Origin of the sequence: Coraliomargarita algicola (assembly GCF_033878955.1) — a bacterium.
Lineage (GTDB): Bacteria > Verrucomicrobiota > Verrucomicrobiia > Opitutales > Coraliomargaritaceae > Thalassobacterium > Thalassobacterium algicola.
This window is the reverse complement of record NZ_CP138858.1, coordinates 1,633,474-1,649,608: the sequence shown is the minus strand read 5'-3', so window position 1 is coordinate 1,649,608 and position 16,135 is coordinate 1,633,474. Positions and strand designations below refer to the sequence as shown.

Below are 16,135 nucleotides of genomic sequence, written 5' to 3'. Positions count from 1 at the left end.
TGCGCTCAAGTTACATCGAATTCATCATTCGATGTTGGACGTTGAGCGTTCGAGGTTCTTCAGCACCTCGGCGAAGGGCACTTCGGCGCAGCGCGCGAACAGTGCTTTGCCGCGCAGGCCGCGCACGGCGGACACCGCAGGCGAGTTGAGTCCGCAGAGGAATCGGGCTTGCTGGCGTGGGCGGCCCAAGGCTGCGGGATGCGCTTTTATCAGTTCATCAAATCCCGTCAGATCGCAGCTGTTCATGCCGGGGGTCTGCCTTGCTGGCAGCTCGTCGGGAGCGTCGCCTTGGCAGATGCTGCAGTGCCCGCAGTCTTGGATCTGCTCTCCAAAATATTCGAGTAGGTTTGCGGTTAGGCAGCGATCCCCTTGGGCATAGTCGAGCATGCGGTGGATGCGCTCGATCTCCATGTGCTCGTGGGTTTCAAAGCTGGTCGCTATCTCCGCGCTGAGGGCATCGATGTCGGGTGTATCCGCAAGGAGTTCAAAGCGCTGTCGGTAGCCGGCCAGTTGCAGCTGGGCGAGGTCTTTGTGCTCCATACTTTCCAGTGCCCGCAGAATGACGCCGCGGTCCTGTCCGGTGTGGGCCATGGCCTTGTCCATGTCTAGGGTGACCCATTTCTTGGCTTTGCTGCAGCAGCTGAAGACTTTCTTCAAAAAGGCGGCTTGGTTGGAGGGGTATTGGGCGAGTAACCGCTTGCTGTCTACTTTGGGGGCGAAACGTATGCTGCCATAGTAGTGTCCGACAGAGCGAATGATGCCCGCCAATTCCAAGCGGGTGAGCAAGGTGCTGACTACTAGCTGACGCATGTCGAAGCGGCGCGAGAGGTCGGTGAGTGCGAAGTCGATCTCGTTGCCGCTAGTTAGTAATTCGTCGAGTAGTCCGCGCAGACTGGTGCTGTCGGGCGTGTCGCCATAGACGAAGTTTTCCAAAGTGGTGGCGTCGTCGGGGCAGGCGAAGAGCTCGCAGACTGAGGGCTGTCCATCGCGTCCGGCGCGGCCGATCTCCTGCATGTAGCTTTCGTAGCCTTTAGCCATGTGATAGTGGTAAATATAGCGGATGTCGGACTTGTCGATGCCCATGCCGAAGGCGATGGTGGCGCAAATGATGGGTGTGCGGCCTTGCATGAAGGCCTCTTGGGTGGCGACGCGTTTTTCCGCAGCCATGCCTGCGTGGTAGGCGGCCGCGTTGAAGCCGGCTTGTTGCAAGTGCTCGGCGACTTCTTCGGCGTGACGCTGTAGGCTGACGTATACGATGGTCGCGCCCGCAGGGCGCTGCTTGAGGCGCTCTACCAGCAGCGCGGGGCGCTCGGCGTCGTTGCAGGCGGTGACTCGCAGCTCTAGGTTGGCACGGTAAAATCCGGTGTTGGTGATGTCGGCGGGCGCAATGTCAAAGGCGCTCGCCATGTCGCTGGCGACTTGCGGTGTGGCGGTGGCGGTGAGTGCCAGCACCCGCTCGACTTTGAGTGCGCGTGCGGCGTCGGCCAGTTTTAGGTAGTCGGGGCGGAAGTTGTGGCCCCAAGAGGAGATACAGTGGGCCTCGTCGACGGCGAGTAAGCTAATATTCTGACCGCGAATCAGGTTGAGGAAGCGTTCGTTGCTGAGGCGCTCGGGTGCGACGAAGAGTAGTTTGACTGTGCCGCTGCGTATGTCGTCGGTCACGCGGCGGTAGTCGGCCTCATCCAGGCTGGAGTCCAAACGCTCGGCTTGGATGCCTTTGGCGCGCAGGCTGTCGATTTGATCTTTCATCAGCGCCAATAAGGGCGAGATCACGAGTGTCAGCCCCGGCAGTAGTAGCGAGGGCAGTTGGTAGCACAGACTCTTGCCCGAGCCGGTGGGGAAGATGGCACCGGCGCTGCGGCCATCGAGTAGACATTCAATCACGGTCTGCTGACCGGGGCGAAAGGCGTCGAAGCCGAAGCGTTCTTTAAGCAGGGCGAGTGGGGCGGTTTTGTCGGGCATTGTCATTGGTGCAGTGGTGACGTCTGTCGTTCTCTGAGTTGAGCCGAACGGATGTCTGCGTGGCTAGCCTACAGCTTTGCGAACGTCATCGGAAATTCTAGGGCAAGAAGTGACCTATTCCTCAATCTCGGTCTTCACCCAATCCTCTGCCTGAGCCAGTGTGGGGAATATTTGTGTGCTCCATGGGGATTTTCCTTCGATGTATTGGTCATAGGTATCGGAGAGGAGCTTGCCGTCCGTAGATGTGGTGATGACTGCGATCTTAACGCGAGGGTTACTGCGTGCGGCTGCCATGTCCAGGTGGGCGACCTTACGCATGTGATTTTGAGTGACCTCTACTTTCTCCACAGCTGTGAGATCTACGATCTGGTAGCGAATGTCGTCAAAGCGTTCATCCCCAAATATTTCGAAGTTTGAGTTGAGCAAATCTTCTCCGGTCAAGACTCCTGTATATGTCCAGATGATGCCATTGCTTCGCCATGTTGTTGTATAAGGCATTGAAATTGAAATAGTGGATAATCTTATTTAGGTATACTTCTGTAATTCACGCATGCTAGAGGATAACTCTCAAGTGTCAAAATGAGCTAATTGAGCTCAATTCTCAAAGTTAAAAGCTATCAAAGATCTGTAGATACCCTCTAAATACATTGAAAACTATATATATAACGATGCACGCAACGGCAGCCATCGCCCCGCTTGGATAGGCGATCGAGGCCTGTGTCAACGCGCGATTCGCACGTTCTTGGAATTGGCGACCAGCGGTTAAGAGGCATGTATCAAGTTTGCCGCTTTGAGCGCCGGTTTGGTAGAATGCAGTAAAGTCTGCTGGAAAACACTTAAATTGTTTGAGCTCTGTCGATGGATCTCGCTCTGCTGCGAAAATAGGCTCCAGTTGTGCGACGGCTTGGGTGTAGCGTGGGTCGTTCACTAATTTTACGGAAAGTCGCCACGCACTTGGAACGGGCACGCCCGCGGCAATGAAGGTGCCCAGCGCATAGGCTAAATTGCCCATGGCTTGCATGTGGCTGTAGTGTCGGAAAATCGGCAATAGTCGTAAAATACGTGGCATCCAGGGGCTGTTGTTGCGGGCCAGATAAATGAGTGCTCCGATCAGCAGCCATATCGGCAGGATGCAACTTGTACTTTCTATTAAATAGCGAGGAAGGCTCCAGTTGAATCCCGTTTCATAGTCGATCATCCGCGCGACTGGCAGTAGTAGGGCAGTGATGTGCAGCACCAGCAGTGGGTAAATGGCTCCGAGCAGTAGTTTTCTCTGTGTGGCTCCAATACTGGCGTGACGCGCCGATAAGTGTTCCAAGGTGCGCGGTAGGTTGCCTGTTTGCATGCCGGCCAATAGAAATTGGCGGTCCGCCCGTGGTAGCCATTGGGGCGCAGTGGCCATCACGGCGTAGAAGGGCTTGCCTTGCTCCAAGCGATCCGCCATCGCAAAGCGTTCTGTCTGTGGCGGCCCTACACTGAGGCGTAGCGCAGCGCTGAGTAACACGCCTGCCTCAAGGTGTTGTCCGAGTTGTGTATACCAATTAGAGAGAGCTTGGTGGGAAGCCATCTTTCCAGCAATGCGGATTCTTCCAATAAAGGCGATTGGTAAAATTCAGCTTTGATCCCTGGTCTAAATGCGCTTCATTCGTGGGCACTACTGCATGAATACTATTGGTGATAACGAAAAGGTTGAAGCGTGAGTCGTTTTTACAAGCTCCTGGCGGCGGCTGCAGTCGTGTATGTCTTGCTATTCGGCCTGACGTTTTTGGCAGATCCACTGGGGCAAGTCCCCGTCTTGGATGCGCGTGAAAATATCGCCTGGGCGCAAGTGATCCGTGAAGGTCGCTTGCCTGCTGAGCCGATCTATCGGGCTTTGCTCTATCCTCTTATTTTGGCTCAAATGCCGGTGTCGAGCCTTCCCGGGAGTGCCACCTGCCTGGGGCTGTTCATGCATTTGCTCAGTGCCACGCTGGTGGGGCTCATCGCTCGGCGCTTGTGGCGTGTCCGCGCTGCGGCTTGGACTGCGGCTCTGCTCTTCGCGGTTTATCCTGTCGCCCTCTATTTTGCGGGGCAAATTTTGGATATCACGATGTCGATGACGTTCTTTTTGGGAGCGCTCTTTCTGTTGTTGCGAAGTATGGGGGCGAATTGCACGCGTTCGCAATTGGCTCTCGCTCTTGTTGCGGGCCTGTTGGGCGGGCTCGCTGTTTTGGCGCGGCCTAATTTTTTGCCCGCAGTGCTTTGTTTTCCCATAGTCATTTTGCTGGCGCAGACGCGTCCATGGAGGGCGTCGTTGATGGTGGCCGTGGGCTTGATTGCTGCACTTGCGGTACAAGGCTTTGTCAATCAACAGCTGTCGGGGCAATTCCGCCTGTTGCCTTGGCAGGGCGCGTATAATCTCTTCGCCGCCAATCGTGAGGGGGCGAATGGTAAATACTACATGCAGCGCGTCACTTTCGATGCAGTGCCCGCAGGCGCGAATACGACGCGCATGGAGTCCGAGCATTTCTATCGTGAGGCATTTGGTGCGGATGCGGATTTGGAGGTGGATGCGATGAATGCATATTGGCGCGAACAATTGCGCGAGTCCGTCGCCGCAGATCCGTGGCGATGGCTGGGGCTCATGGCGCGCAAGGGGTTCTATGTTTTTAATAATTGGGAGCAGTATAACAATCTGAGCTATCATTATCATCAGGCACGTTGGCCTTTGTTGGCCTGGAACCCTTTGAGCTGGGGAGTGCTCTTGTTGTTCGCAGGGGCCGGGCTCTGCTTTGGTTACCGGAATTCCGATCGACCTGCTTTTTGGGGAATCACTATACTCGGGCTGGCATATGCCGCAGGGCTGTTGCTCTTTTTTGTCAGTGCGCGTTTTCGCTTGCCGCTGGTTCCTCTGCTCTGCGTGGCCGCGGGGGGCTGTGTCTTTTTGCGTAGGCCGCAAGGTTGGCGCGATTGGAGCCTGGCGACTATACTGCTGTTATGCTTGGGAGGCTTGACGTTTGGTAACTGGTTTGATGTCAGAGACCGTGCGCCTTTTATCCAAGACGAAGTGCTGCTCGCGAAAGCCAATAGCGAGCTTGGAGATGATTTGCAGGCTTTAGCGCTATCGCGCTCCGTTTTGGCGCGTGACCCTATGCGCGCAGAGGCGCAAGGCCTCGAGTTGACGAGTCTCTTTAACCTGTGGTTGCTCCAGCGTGAGCCGATTTATTGGCAAGATTTAGCCCCCGCGCTTGAGAGGATTCAGTCCAGCGATGCGGCTGTTGAATTTATTCGTGGCGTATTTTTGTGGCGCGAAGCTCAGCCGCAGCAGGCCATCGCGATCTGGCAGGCCGCTGTTCGAGACTTCGGCGCGAAGGCACGCTCCAGTGCGGATGCGCTTCAAGCTGTGGGAGCTGCGCCCCCGGAAGCAGGGCGTTCTCAAATCGTCGAGCAGTTGCGGCAGATTTTAGGCGTCTGATCTTAGCCTTCTAGCTTGCTATTTTGCTTATTTAGAATAATTCTAAATTAAGTATGAGTAAAGTAAGGCCGAGTCCAAATGCTGCTGAATGGGTCGATGCTCTGGCTGTATTTTTACAGGAGAGCAGTCGCGTCGAGGCGATCCGGGTGGATGCTACGCATCATCGAGTCGAGGTTGCGACCTTGGGCGAAGTGGATGTCGCTGCGTTGCAAGCGCGTCTGGAGGCGACGCTGGCTGCCATTGAACAAAGCCCACACTCCAAAGCAATCGGAGTCTCGGTCGATTCCAAGCCTGATGGTGGACTGGAATTGAGCAAAGCGACTTGCCTGACTGCGCCTAAACTTTGGCGCTGGCGCGAATTGTCGATGCCTGGGGAGGCTGCGGCCGAGGAAGAGGATTGGCGAACTCTGGCCATGCTGGCCGGCGCCTGTGCCATCTTGGGTCTTACGGCTTGGGGCATGGATACTGCGGACGTGGCTCCTGCCTGGCTGCCGATGGGGCTGTATCTCGCTGCGATGCTGGCGGGTGGTTGGGACGCCTTTCAGGATGCGCGGGAGGGACTGCCCAAGGGGGAGCTGGATATACACTTTCTAATGTTGGCCGTGGCGGTCGGTGCGGCCTGCATCGGTGCGTGGGCGGAAGGGGCATTGTTGCTCTTTCTCTTTTCGTTTTCGGGGGCCTTGGAGCATTTTGCGCTGCACCGCACGCGCCGCGAGATAAACAGTCTATTCGATGCGGCTCCTAAGACGGCCTTGCGAGTGGATGCCTCAGGGAGCGAGCATCAGATACCGGTGTCTCAGGTGCAGGTCGGCCATATACTGTCGGTCAAGCCCGGCGGGCTATTTCCGGTAGATGCCGAAGTGATCGAAGGGAAAACTGCCGCCGACGAGTCCAATCTCACAGGTGAGGCGAACCCAGTCGCGAAGCTCCAAGGTGATCCTGTGTTTAGTGGCACGCTCAATCTGTGGGGCGCGGTGCGCGTTCGGGCGACGAAGCTCGCGGGGGAGAGTGCTTTGCAGAAAGTGATTCGGCTGATCCAAGAAGCGCAGCATTTAAAAGCGCCCAGTCAGCGCTTCACTGACCGCTTTGGCACGGGGTATACTGTTGGTATCTTGGGGCTCACTGCGCTGATGTTTTTTGTGTGGTGGCTCGGCTTTGGCATTCCCGCTTTCACTAATACCGAGCTCGGCTTTTCGGCCTTTTACCGCGCCATGACTTTGCTGGTGGTCGCTAGCCCCTGCGCCTTAGTCATTTCGATTCCTTCGGCGATTCTTGCTTCCATCGCATGGGGCGCCCGGCATGGCGTGCTTTTCCGCGGCGGGGCGGCGATCGAAAAATTGGCAGAGGTGAATCTAGTGGCATTGGATAAAACAGGCACGCTGACCACGGGCGAAATGGAAGTGGATCGTATCGAAAGTTTCCCTCCTGGACGCGAAGATGAGGCATTGGAGCTGGCCTATTCACTGGAGAGTCACGGTTCGCACCCGATCGGACGTGCGATTCAAAAATACGCCAAAGCACAAGGGGCTCACCAAAGGAAAATCGACGACTTTGAAGCAATGAGCGGTCAAGGCGTGCAGGGCCGGGCAGGCGATGCGCTCTGTGTGCTGGGACAACGCGAACTGCTGGAGGCTGGCCCCTTGGCTGAGTGGATCCAGTCCGTGCCGGAGCCGTCGCAGGAGTTTGTTGAAAACTGGATTTTTAAGGGCGATCTGATCGCTCGCATCTTATTGCGCGATCAAATACGGCTTGAATCCGCGGCCACCCTTGAGGCCTTGCGCGGGCTAGGCGTGCGCACTGTGATGCTGACTGGTGACCGCCGCGCGGCAGCTGAATCTGTCGGGAGCCAGATTGGTATCGACGAGATACGAGCCGCCCTCAGCCCGGAAGGTAAAGTGTCTGCCATTCGGGAGTATACCGAAGCTGGATACAAGGTCGCGATGGTTGGTGATGGCGTCAATGATGCGCCATGCTTGGCGGCCGCCTATGTCTCGGTAGCCATGGGAGCCCGCGGCAGTGATGCGGCGCTGGAGCAGAGCGAGGTGGTGCTGATGAAAGATCGCATCGAGAATTTTCTAGCGGCGGTCTCTCTGAGTAATCGAGCCCGCGCCATCATTCGTCAAAACCTCGCTATCGCCCTCGGCACCGTCATCCTAATGGCCGGTGCTGCGATCCTAGGTTGGATTCCACTCAGCATCGGAGTCTTCGCCCACGAAGGCAGCACCGTCGTCGTCTGCCTCAACAGCCTGCGGCTGCTCTTTCAATCAAACAAAGAATAAGTCCAAAAAGAACAGGCAGATCACGCACACGCTGATTCCAAACTTGAGCGCAAAGGCCAAGATGCCGCCCACCACGGTGCCGATGCCCGCTTTGCCACCATCACGAAAACTGCGGCCCGCGGCCAGTTCGCCAATCACCGCACCCAGAATCGGGCCGACGATCAGCCAGAAGAGCGGGGGAGGGATGAAGAAGCCCACGAAGGCTCCCACAAAAGCGCCGACCGCGCCTTTCCAAGTCGCGCCAAATCGCCGCGCGCCCCAGACGCCCATCACGAAGTCTGCCAACTGCCCGAGTAGTGTCAGCACGCCGCCAAGGATCACGATCTTCCAAGTCACCGAGTCTTCCGCACCCATCCAGAGGCGGTGTACGATCACACCCAGCCATACGATGAGACTCCCAGGCACCACCGGCAGCAAAGAGCCAGCCAAGCCGATCATAAAAATCAACACGCTGACACCCAGCGCCGTATATTCCATTGCAGTCATAATAATTAATGGTAATTCACGAAATTAACGGTTCCAATTCATTTCAAATCAGACGCGGATCAAAGGCAAAGGGTTCGGCCATGCCGATCTTTATTCGGTCAAATTTCGCATGCCGAGGATTTAATAAGTAGTTCGGCTCTTCGGGGATAATCGCACTGCGCACTTCCAGGATTGGTTGTTGGGCGCGCCTAAGCCAATCCCGCCCCACTGTTTGCGTGCGGGGCGAAACCGTTAACGATGACAAGGCATCCGTTAATTCAGAGAGTGCCGCCGTCTCGATCAATTGCTTTGAAAAACTCACTGGATAGCGGACATACTGCACCTTGTGCAGTGAACCCTCTGCGTGCACCAAGGTTTCCAGCGCTGCCAACGCCCGCGTGTCGGCCAGATACACTACAGGCAGTCCCGGCGGATTCCAGCGTCCACCATACAGCCGCGCGCCTTCACCGTCAAAAGCACGTCCTGCCCAACGTGTCTGCACGATCCGCCAAGCCGTAATCATTAGCTAAATACACCGTGCTCGATGCGACCTAATAAATTTTCCACTTCACGTGCACCCGCTTCGGTCTCGGCAAACTGTAGCGGATTCTCGTAGCCCAGCGCACGTGTGGGCGCTTTCAGCCATTGTTGTGCCGCAGCTTCATCGCCCAATGTGCTTTTGGCCCGTGCATACAGCCGCGCATATCGTAAGAGCCGATCCGATTCCTGTGGGTCTAAACGACGCCCCTTGCGCCGACGAACCAAAGTGCTGCGCGAAATCCCCAAATGCCCTGCCAACTCCTCAGCCCCCAAGCCTAAAAGTGCCTGCAGTGCTTCAAATTCGACCATCGGCAGCCCCGCACGGATGCATGCTACCGTTTCGCCCGGTCCCATTGCTTCGCCTTTGGGCATGCCGGGCTTTTCGCCATAGATCGCAGCGGGTTCTTCAATGATAAGATCGCATGCTTTCTCTTTTTTATTCATTTGAACCTTATTTAATGCTCATTTGGCTAGATCGCAAGTCTTTTGATCAGTATCACCAGGGGAGACAAAGTCAGCTTTGCAGTAATTAACGAAAATTCACGAAATTAACGGTTCAAATCGCAGTGCCTGCGGACGCAGCTAGTTCCAGTTCGTGAAGCGGTCGAATTTGCGTTTGCCATTTCTAGCAAGGCGCGCACATTCGCGGGCTTCGTTATGACAGATAAGACCGCCAATCCCGACAATTCGCACGATTTATACGCCGTGCGCCTGCAAAAGCTTGAGAATCTCTGCAAAGAGGATCGCAACCCCTTTGCCGCTAACTGCGCGCAAAGCCATACATCTGAGGAGGCGATTAAACTCTATAAAGAAGGCGGCGCCGATGAGGAACAGCCCAAAGTCGCCGTGGCCGGACGCATCGTCGTCTTCCGCGTGATGGGCAAGGCCAGCTTTATTAAGATCCAAGACCGCGACGGTCAGATCCAGGCCTACGTCACCCGCGACGAATTGCCAGAAGGGGAGTATAACACCTATTTCAAAAAGCTCGATCTTGGCGACATCATCGGCATCGAAGGCCGACTTTTTAAAACCAAGACCGGCGAGATCACCGTCCGTGCCGAAAGCTATACGCTCGTCTCCAAGTCCCTGCGTCCATTGCCCGAAAAGTGGGCTGGCCTCACCGACGACGACAAGATCTATCGTCAGCGCTATCTCGACCTGATTGTGAATCAAGAGTCACGTCAACGCTTCCGTCACCGCGCCAAAATTATTCAGGAAATGCGCAAGTATCTCTGGGAGCGTGACTTCACCGAAGTCGAGACACCCATGTTGCAGTCCGTTGCCGGCGGTGCGGCCGCACGTCCATTCATCACTCATTCCAACGCCCTCGATTGCGACTTCTATATGCGCATTGCTTTGGAACTCTATCTCAAGCGCATGCTCGTCGCAGGCGAAGACCGCGTCTTCGAGATCGGCCGCGTCTTCCGCAACGAAGGCCTCTCCCGACGCCACAACCCAGAGTTCACCATGTTGGAACTCTATCAGGCCTACACCGACTTCCGCGGCATGATGGAACTCACACAAGGGCTCATCCAACACGTCGCTAAGACCGTGATCGGCAGCCTCGAAATCGCTCGTCCAGATGGCACCGTCATCAACCTCGACGGCGAATGGCGCGAAGCCAAATATAAGGACCTCATCATCGAAGCCACCGGCGACGCCGACTGGTTCAGCCACAGCCGCGAGGACAAGCTCGAAAAAGCCCGCGCCCTCAATATCGAGGTCGATGGCGAGCTCGAAGACTACGAGATCACCAACAACGTCTTTGAAAAGCTCATTGAGCCCACGCTGATACAGCCCACCTTTGTGACCCACATTCCCAAGGAGCTTTGCCCCTTGGCCAAGATCACGCAAGACGACGACACCACCATCGACGTCTTCGAGCTCTGCATCAACGGACAAGAGATCGCGCCCGCATACTCCGAGCAGAACGATCCCATCATCCAGCGCAAAATGTTCGAGGCTCAGGTCGGGGAAGAAGTGCAAGACATGGACACCGACTTCCTCACCGCGCTTGAGCACGGCATGCCCCCCGCAGGTGGCATGGGCCTAGGAATCGACCGTCTCATCATCCTTCTAACAGGCGCTGAGAGCATTCGCGACACCATCCTTTTCCCAAGTTTAAAGCCCCTCAAACAAGAGGCAGAAAAATAAATAAAAAATTCTCACGAAACTATTGACAAGGGGCAAAATCATTCCCTTTATACGCGCTTTCCCACGAGCCGAGAGGCTCCGAAGAAACGATTTTATTGCTCGGTAGCTCAGCGGTAGAGTCCCGATTCCATCGGGATTAATCACTTGAGTTATTGAGCCAGAGATAGTTCTTTATTTAATTTTATTGCTCGGTAGCTCAGCGGTAGAGCAGGTGACTGTTAATCACTTGGTCGCTGGTTCGATCCCAGCCCGAGCAGCCATTTAAGCCCTTCGAGAAATCGGAGGGCTTTTTTGTTGTCTGGATTGCTGGAGACAATGAGGATTCAGACATGTATTTCGTCTACGTGTTAGAAAATGCAAGTGGCCGTCTTTATATTGGGCATACCAATGATGTCGCTCGCCGAATCGAAGAGCACAATTCAACTGAGGGTAAAGGCCATTTAGGCAAATACACCCATCGCAACGGCCCGTGGTCTTTGTTGGGTTTTGAAAAGTTTGAAACACGCAGCGAAGCCATGCGGCGCGAAAAGCAACTCAAGTCATGGAAATCCCCAGAGAAAGTTCGAGCCCTATTTGTTCCCGAGCGGTAGAGTCCCGACGAAGTCGGGATTAATCACTTGGTCGCTGGTTCGCCTGCCCCGACTTGTCGGGAAGTAGCCATTTTAAAGCCCGAAATTTGAACGACTTAGGGCTTTTTTGTGTCTCGGTTTCGGGACTAATAAAAATTGTGGTGGACTAGAATTGGACTAGTTTTGGAGAGCTGTTTTGCGGTGGACTTGGCCCCTTCACTTATACGATCAGTTCAGTGCTGATGCGCCTTGATGGGCTTTTCTCAATTTTCGACCTTCGTTCGCTTGAATAAACAAGTCCAGATATTTTTAGCGGTTATGGCGGGTTGGATCCGTCTTTGCTGAAGTTACGCCGAGACAAGTGAACCGTAAGCAGCAGAAGGTGATCGAGTATCTTCTGGAGGAGAACCGCATTTTGAAACAACAGTTCGAGTTGACGGGGAAGAAGCTGCGTTTGGACAATCATCAGCGTCGTAATCTGGCCAAGCGAGGCAAGGCCATGGGTTGGGCTCAGTTACAGGAATATGCGACTTTGGTTCGTCCGGAAACGATCCTGGGATGGCACCGGAAATTGGTCGCTCTCAAGTATACTGGAAGGCGCGTAGTGAAAACCGACCGTCAGGAACGCATGGAGGTCATTCGGGAGCTCTGCGTCAAATTTGCTGAGGAGAATGTGGGGTGGGGCTATGGTCGCATCCAAGGTGCTCTGTCAAATCTCGGCTACAAAGTGAGTCTGACGACGGTTGGGAATATTCTTAGAGCTAAAGGCATCATTCCATCGCCAGAGCGGGGTAAGCAATCGAATTGGACGGAGCACGACAGTGCGAAGATGGTGCATCGTAGATGTGCCCGAAGGGATGTTTGTGTGGGTGCCCTTTGGGCGACATGAACAGCAAGACTTTCGTGCGCTCTCACATGGATGTGATGTCCGTCGCAGATTTTTTCACGGTAGAAGTATGGACTCTTCGCGGGCTGGTTCGATACCATGTGTTCTTCGTGATGAACTTGTCGAAGCGTCAGGTGGAGGTCGCTCACATCGGCTGTCAGGTGAACGGAGCGGTGATGGCACAGGTTGCCCGCAATATGACTGATAGTTACGATGGCTTTCTTAAAGGTAGAGCCCGTCCCAAGTCTAGCCATCGTGTTGGTCTACTAAGCAATCGTCTAAAAGTTAAAGGGGCATAAGAGCCAAAATTGGCTCCCATGCCCCAGATTCGTCGTCTATAAATTTAGGTGCAAACAAAAACCAATAGAAACGAACGATGCCGACGATAAGCTTCCAACCTGACCTACGTCCAGAACTTCCTTTAGTGGATGGGCCGAAAGAATACCGCGAGCAACGAGCTTTGTTCGTGCGCTTGGATAATTTGCTCAGTCAAAGTGGGCTGGAGGGTGAGTTCTTCACTTTGAGCATGGCGCATCGTAAGATTGATTTATCTGTTCGCAGTGCTGCAGAAGTTCAATCGCTGAGCAGAAGTTGCACACTGGCGCTTCGCAGTAATCTGGCTCGGTTGATCACTGGCCTGAACCATCGGGACTTTTGCATCCGCTTAGCCGATAGTTCATTGTTGCAGTGGTTCCTTCAAGTCGGGCGTGTCGATGGAGTGAGCACGTTTGCCAAAAGCACCAGTGATCGCTTCGCCCACTTTATTGATGCAGATTCGCTGCAAAAATTGAATGTGAAGTTGATCGGGATGCTCCAGCCGGGAGCGCAATGCGATTTTGGATTGGAAAAGGCTGTTCGTTTTGATGCGGTTTTCTTTGACAGCACTTGCCTGAAGGCACCAGTCCACCATCCCGTAGATTGGGTGTTGCTACGCGACGCCACTCGCACGCTGATGAAGGCGGTGGATCGTATCCGCAAAAAGGGACTGCTCCTGCGCATGCCCAAAGCCCCTCTATTGTTTTTAAGCGAGATGAACACCTTGTGCATGGCTATGAGTGCCAAGCATCGCACTAGCGAAGGTAAGAAGCACCGGAAAAAGGTCCTGCGACAAATGAAAGCTTTGCTGCGCCGTATCCAACAGCACGCACAAAGGCACTTAAATCGACTTAAAGAACTAGGTGAAAATACCGACCTGAGCCCCAGGCAGATCCAGTGTATTATTACCGAGATGGAGAATGTCATCGAGCAGGTGCCCGCGATTCTCAAGCAGGCCCATGAGCGTATCATTGGTGGGCGCAAGCTGGCCAATAAAGATAAGATCTTGAGTTTGTATGACCCAGATGTGCAAGTGATCAAACGCGGCAAAAGTAATGGAGAAGTTGAGTTCGGCAACAACCTCTGGCTGGGAGAATCCTTGGACGGCTTTATTGTCGATTACCTTTTGGAAAAGGAAAAGACCAGCGATTCAAAACAGGTCGAGTTGGCCATCGAGCGGCTGACCAAAGAGCAATCACTAGCAGTGACCAGCGCATGGGGCGACCGAGGACTGCATCGCACGAAGAACGAACAAACGTTGAAAAACAAAAGTATTTACAGCGGCTTGTGTCCGCGTGACGTCACCGAGTTGAGCGAGCGTCTGCAGGCTGAACCGCAGCTGCGTGAAGGCCTGAAACGCCGTGCCGGCACCGAGGCACGGATCAGCATCATCATCCGCAAGTTTATGGGAGCTCCCGCCCGTGCCAAAGGTTTTGAGCACCGAGAAATGATGGTGGGATGGGCAGTGCTAGCTCACAACCTGTGGAAACTCGCTCGACTCGAACAGGCCAAGCAGCCCCCGCAAATTGAATCGGCAGCCGCTTAACTTCCCACACCACATCGAAATGATATCCGGAACTTACCAGCAGAGGTTCCAACGCACGCGCATCGATTCAAATTACTGAAAATCACGTTTCTGACGTTGTCGTTGCTGATTTTTAGGTGATATCAGCTCTTTTTGCACTGCAAGCAGAGCTAGACTGAAAAACGCCAACTAACATGCTACCTAAATTGCCAGAAAAGCCGCTCATCTGGGACGGGCTCAAAGGTAGGCGTTTCTTTGTCTGCGACCATGATCCGCTCTACACCAAAGAGTTTCGTCAGATACTCACGGATTCAGAAGTTGAAGTCATCCAAACTCGGGTAGGCTGCCCGCAGCAAAACGGTTATGCTGAGAGTTTTGTTTCGGCGATTAAGCGTGAGTGCATTGATCACATGATTTTTTTCAGTGAGACGTCACTTCGTCGCGCTGTCGGACAATACGTTGAGCATTATCACCAAGAACGGAATCACCAAGGGCTCGATAATTTAATACCGTTTCCGAACATCCCTCAAAACCACTCCGAGAGTGGGCCGATCGTAAAAAGTGAACGGCTAGGAGGGTTGCTCAACTATTATCATCGAGAAGAACAGGAGGTGGGCGAAGCGGCTTAAAAACTGAACCAAATATTTCCGAAACGGCACTCGCAGTTACCTTATGGGAATTTATTTCGATCAGTTCGCTTTTTCAATAGTGATTGGCCAGCCAACATGCCTGAAGCGTTAAGGTTCTAAAAAACGAGCAAAGTGGTTAACTGGAGATGAGGCGGTCGAAGCTTGTTTTCCTGTAGTTTTCACTCGGCTGCTGAGTCACTTGTTGAGTTTTGAGAGAGAATGTCCAAATTTGTGCAGAGTAGGGTTCATCTTTGCTCGGCGTTTATTCCAGCAAATACACAAGTCTCGCTTCAATGTTTGCAGACTGTCTAGTTTACGCATCTCAAATTCTGTGGATGCAAGCTCTTCCCTGGCAATGGCATTGTCTCAAGATAGAACCTAGATCTAAGTTGATGTTTAAGCTTCTCGAGTGCTCGGTGAATAGAGCTAATTAGACATAAGCGTTATTGGACGGATGCTTCTGATTCGACATAAGAGGCAATAGTGCGGAGGATTCTCCGATCCCCATTGGCCAGCCACGAGCCAAAAGTTGATTTTGATGCGCCGCTACTGCCTCGACTGAAGCGCTTAGCCCAAGTAGGGAATTAGGGATTGAGGGCATCTGATAAAATTTATCGGATGTAGGTTCTTTGAACCGGAGTAACCATAGTCATTATATCAATTATAGTTGAAAACGGTATTACTTTACCGCGAAGATGCCGTCTTTATAGGCTTTGGCGACGGCTGCGGGTGCATTTTGAACTTTGAGTTTGTCGTAGATGCGCCTGATGTGGGTGGAGACTGTGTTGTTGGAGATATTTAAATGATCTGAAATTTCTTTTTGAACTCTCCCTTCTGCCAGTAAGGTTAGGATCTCCAGCTCACGATCTGAGAGAGGTTTCTGCGTATAGCTTGAGCGTGTGCCTTTGTTTAAGGCATGAACCAGATAGTGTGCAACTTCGGGATCGATAATGGCGCCGCCATGAACTGTCGTTCGGACGCCGTCGAATATTTGTCGGCGCGTTGCATCTTTAAGTAAATAGCCGGACGCTCCGGCTGAGATCGCGGCGACGACGTCTGCTTCGTGTTCCGATTGAGTTAGCACGATGATCGGGATCTTGGGATTGATTTTAGTTAAATGGGGAATGGCCTCGATGCCAGAAAGTCCCGGTAAATTTAGGTCGAGTAGAATGAGGTCGGGAGTGTCGTCGCTTGACCCTGCTTCCAGCTTGCCAATGGCTTCCTCGGCCGTGCCAAATTGACTACTGATTTTAATGTCGTCTTCTCTTTCAACCGCGAGGGTGATGGTTTCTCGGTATTCGGGACTGTCTTCGACCAGCATGATTTGGATTTGTTTTTGCATAACGTCTTTTCGTAT

Annotated in this window: 15 protein-coding genes and 1 tRNA gene; 9 read left to right on the top strand and 7 right to left on the bottom strand. The window is 53.7% G+C overall.

What is annotated here, in order from left to right; genetic code table 11:
- Positions 1–24: 24 nt before the first annotated feature.
- From SH580_RS06260 to SH580_RS06250, 3 genes are all read right to left on the bottom strand, one after another.
- Complete coding sequence (locus tag SH580_RS06260; protein WP_319834154.1) at positions 25–1,962, bottom strand: RecQ family ATP-dependent DNA helicase; 1,938 nt, start codon at positions 1,960–1,962, stop codon at positions 25–27.
- A gap of 114 nt (positions 1,963–2,076) precedes the next feature.
- Positions 2,077–2,460 carry a hypothetical protein gene (locus tag SH580_RS06255; protein ID WP_319834153.1) on the bottom strand — a complete coding sequence of 128 codons (384 nt, stop codon included), beginning with the start codon at positions 2,458–2,460 and terminating at the stop codon, positions 2,077–2,079.
- A gap of 109 nt (positions 2,461–2,569) precedes the next feature.
- Complete coding sequence (locus SH580_RS06250) at positions 2,570–3,529, bottom strand: type II secretion system F family protein (RefSeq protein ID WP_319834152.1); 960 nt, start codon at positions 3,527–3,529, stop codon at positions 2,570–2,572.
- Positions 3,530–3,658: 129 nt separating this feature from the next.
- Between SH580_RS06250 and SH580_RS06245 the strand changes: the two genes are divergently transcribed.
- The gene (locus SH580_RS06245; RefSeq protein WP_319834151.1) at positions 3,659–5,416 is read left to right on the top strand and encodes a hypothetical protein; all 1,758 of its coding nucleotides are present in this window, start codon (positions 3,659–3,661) and stop codon (positions 5,414–5,416) included.
- A gap of 53 nt (positions 5,417–5,469) precedes the next feature.
- On the top strand, positions 5,470–7,695 hold the full coding sequence (locus tag SH580_RS06240; RefSeq protein ID WP_319834150.1) for a heavy metal translocating P-type ATPase: 2,226 nt from the start codon (positions 5,470–5,472) through the stop codon (positions 7,693–7,695).
- On the opposite strand, the gene SH580_RS06235 is transcribed toward SH580_RS06240, so the two are convergent.
- The 3 genes from SH580_RS06235 to parS are packed head-to-tail and all read right to left on the bottom strand — an operon-like array spanning position 7,681 to position 9,144.
- The gene (locus SH580_RS06235) at positions 7,681–8,181 is read right to left on the bottom strand and encodes a DUF456 domain-containing protein (protein ID WP_319834149.1); all 501 of its coding nucleotides are present in this window, start codon (positions 8,179–8,181) and stop codon (positions 7,681–7,683) included. The genes SH580_RS06240 and SH580_RS06235 overlap by 15 nt on opposite strands.
- A 43-nt stretch (positions 8,182–8,224) precedes the next feature.
- A complete protein-coding gene (locus SH580_RS06230) occupies positions 8,225–8,683 on the bottom strand; it encodes an RES family NAD+ phosphorylase (protein ID WP_319834148.1) in 459 nt (152 codons plus the stop codon).
- Positions 8,683–9,144 carry an Xre family toxin-antitoxin system antitoxin gene (gene parS, locus SH580_RS06225; RefSeq protein ID WP_319834147.1) on the bottom strand — a complete coding sequence of 154 codons (462 nt, stop codon included), beginning with the start codon at positions 9,142–9,144 and terminating at the stop codon, positions 8,683–8,685. The genes SH580_RS06230 and parS overlap by 1 nt, the downstream gene beginning before the upstream one ends.
- Positions 9,145–9,357: 213 nt before the next feature.
- Between parS and lysS the strand changes: the two genes are divergently transcribed.
- From lysS to SH580_RS06190, 7 genes are all read left to right on the top strand, one after another.
- On the top strand, positions 9,358–10,854 hold the full coding sequence (gene lysS, locus SH580_RS06220) for a lysine--tRNA ligase (protein ID WP_319834146.1): 1,497 nt from the start codon (positions 9,358–9,360) through the stop codon (positions 10,852–10,854).
- Positions 10,855–11,039: 185 nt separating this feature from the next.
- Positions 11,040–11,114, top strand: a tRNA-Asn gene (locus SH580_RS06215).
- Between the two features lie 69 nt (positions 11,115–11,183).
- Complete coding sequence (locus tag SH580_RS06210) at positions 11,184–11,444, top strand: GIY-YIG nuclease family protein (RefSeq protein ID WP_319834145.1); 261 nt, start codon at positions 11,184–11,186, stop codon at positions 11,442–11,444.
- Between the two features lie 340 nt (positions 11,445–11,784).
- Complete coding sequence (locus tag SH580_RS06205) at positions 11,785–12,312, top strand: hypothetical protein (RefSeq protein ID WP_319834144.1); 528 nt, start codon at positions 11,785–11,787, stop codon at positions 12,310–12,312.
- Entirely contained in the window at positions 12,309–12,608 is a 300-nt protein-coding gene (locus SH580_RS06200) for a hypothetical protein (RefSeq protein ID WP_319834143.1), read from the top strand. Before SH580_RS06205 ends, SH580_RS06200 begins: the two co-directional genes overlap by 4 nt.
- A gap of 77 nt (positions 12,609–12,685) precedes the next feature.
- The gene (locus SH580_RS06195) at positions 12,686–14,170 is read left to right on the top strand and encodes a hypothetical protein (RefSeq protein ID WP_319834142.1); all 1,485 of its coding nucleotides are present in this window, start codon (positions 12,686–12,688) and stop codon (positions 14,168–14,170) included.
- 173 nt (positions 14,171–14,343) lie between these two features.
- The gene (locus SH580_RS06190) at positions 14,344–14,778 is read left to right on the top strand and encodes an integrase core domain-containing protein (RefSeq protein ID WP_319834141.1); all 435 of its coding nucleotides are present in this window, start codon (positions 14,344–14,346) and stop codon (positions 14,776–14,778) included.
- Positions 14,779–15,457: 679 nt separating this feature from the next.
- Here SH580_RS06190 and SH580_RS06185 read toward each other — a convergent pair.
- A complete protein-coding gene (locus SH580_RS06185; protein WP_319834140.1) occupies positions 15,458–16,120 on the bottom strand; it encodes a response regulator in 663 nt (220 codons plus the stop codon).
- Positions 16,121–16,135: the final 15 nt, after the last annotated feature.

Bases quoted from the DNA above. Each gene is read 5' to 3' on its own strand.
- SH580_RS06260 (WP_319834154.1), bottom strand. From the start codon at position 1,962: ATGCCCGACAAAACCGCCCCACTCGCCCTGCTTAAAGAACGCTTCGGC.
- parS (WP_319834147.1), bottom strand. From the start codon at position 9,144: ATGAATAAAAAAGAGAAAGCATGCGATCTTATCATTGAAGAACCCGCT.
- SH580_RS06200 (WP_319834143.1), top strand. From the start codon at position 12,309: ATGAACAGCAAGACTTTCGTGCGCTCTCACATGGATGTGATGTCCGTC.
- SH580_RS06195 (WP_319834142.1), top strand. From the start codon at position 12,686: ATGCCGACGATAAGCTTCCAACCTGACCTACGTCCAGAACTTCCTTTA.
- SH580_RS06185 (WP_319834140.1), bottom strand. From the start codon at position 16,120: ATGCAAAAACAAATCCAAATCATGCTGGTCGAAGACAGTCCCGAATAC.
- lysS (WP_319834146.1), top strand. From the start codon at position 9,358: ATGACAGATAAGACCGCCAATCCCGACAATTCGCACGATTTATACGCC.
- SH580_RS06255 (WP_319834153.1), bottom strand. From the start codon at position 2,460: ATGCCTTATACAACAACATGGCGAAGCAATGGCATCATCTGGACATAT.
- SH580_RS06230 (WP_319834148.1), bottom strand. From the start codon at position 8,683: ATGATTACGGCTTGGCGGATCGTGCAGACACGTTGGGCAGGACGTGCT.
- SH580_RS06190 (WP_319834141.1), top strand. From the start codon at position 14,344: ATGCTACCTAAATTGCCAGAAAAGCCGCTCATCTGGGACGGGCTCAAA.
- SH580_RS06240 (WP_319834150.1), top strand. From the start codon at position 5,470: ATGAGTAAAGTAAGGCCGAGTCCAAATGCTGCTGAATGGGTCGATGCT.
- SH580_RS06210 (WP_319834145.1), top strand. From the start codon at position 11,184: ATGTATTTCGTCTACGTGTTAGAAAATGCAAGTGGCCGTCTTTATATT.
- SH580_RS06235 (WP_319834149.1), bottom strand. From the start codon at position 8,181: ATGACTGCAATGGAATATACGGCGCTGGGTGTCAGCGTGTTGATTTTT.
- SH580_RS06250 (WP_319834152.1), bottom strand. From the start codon at position 3,529: ATGGCTTCCCACCAAGCTCTCTCTAATTGGTATACACAACTCGGACAA.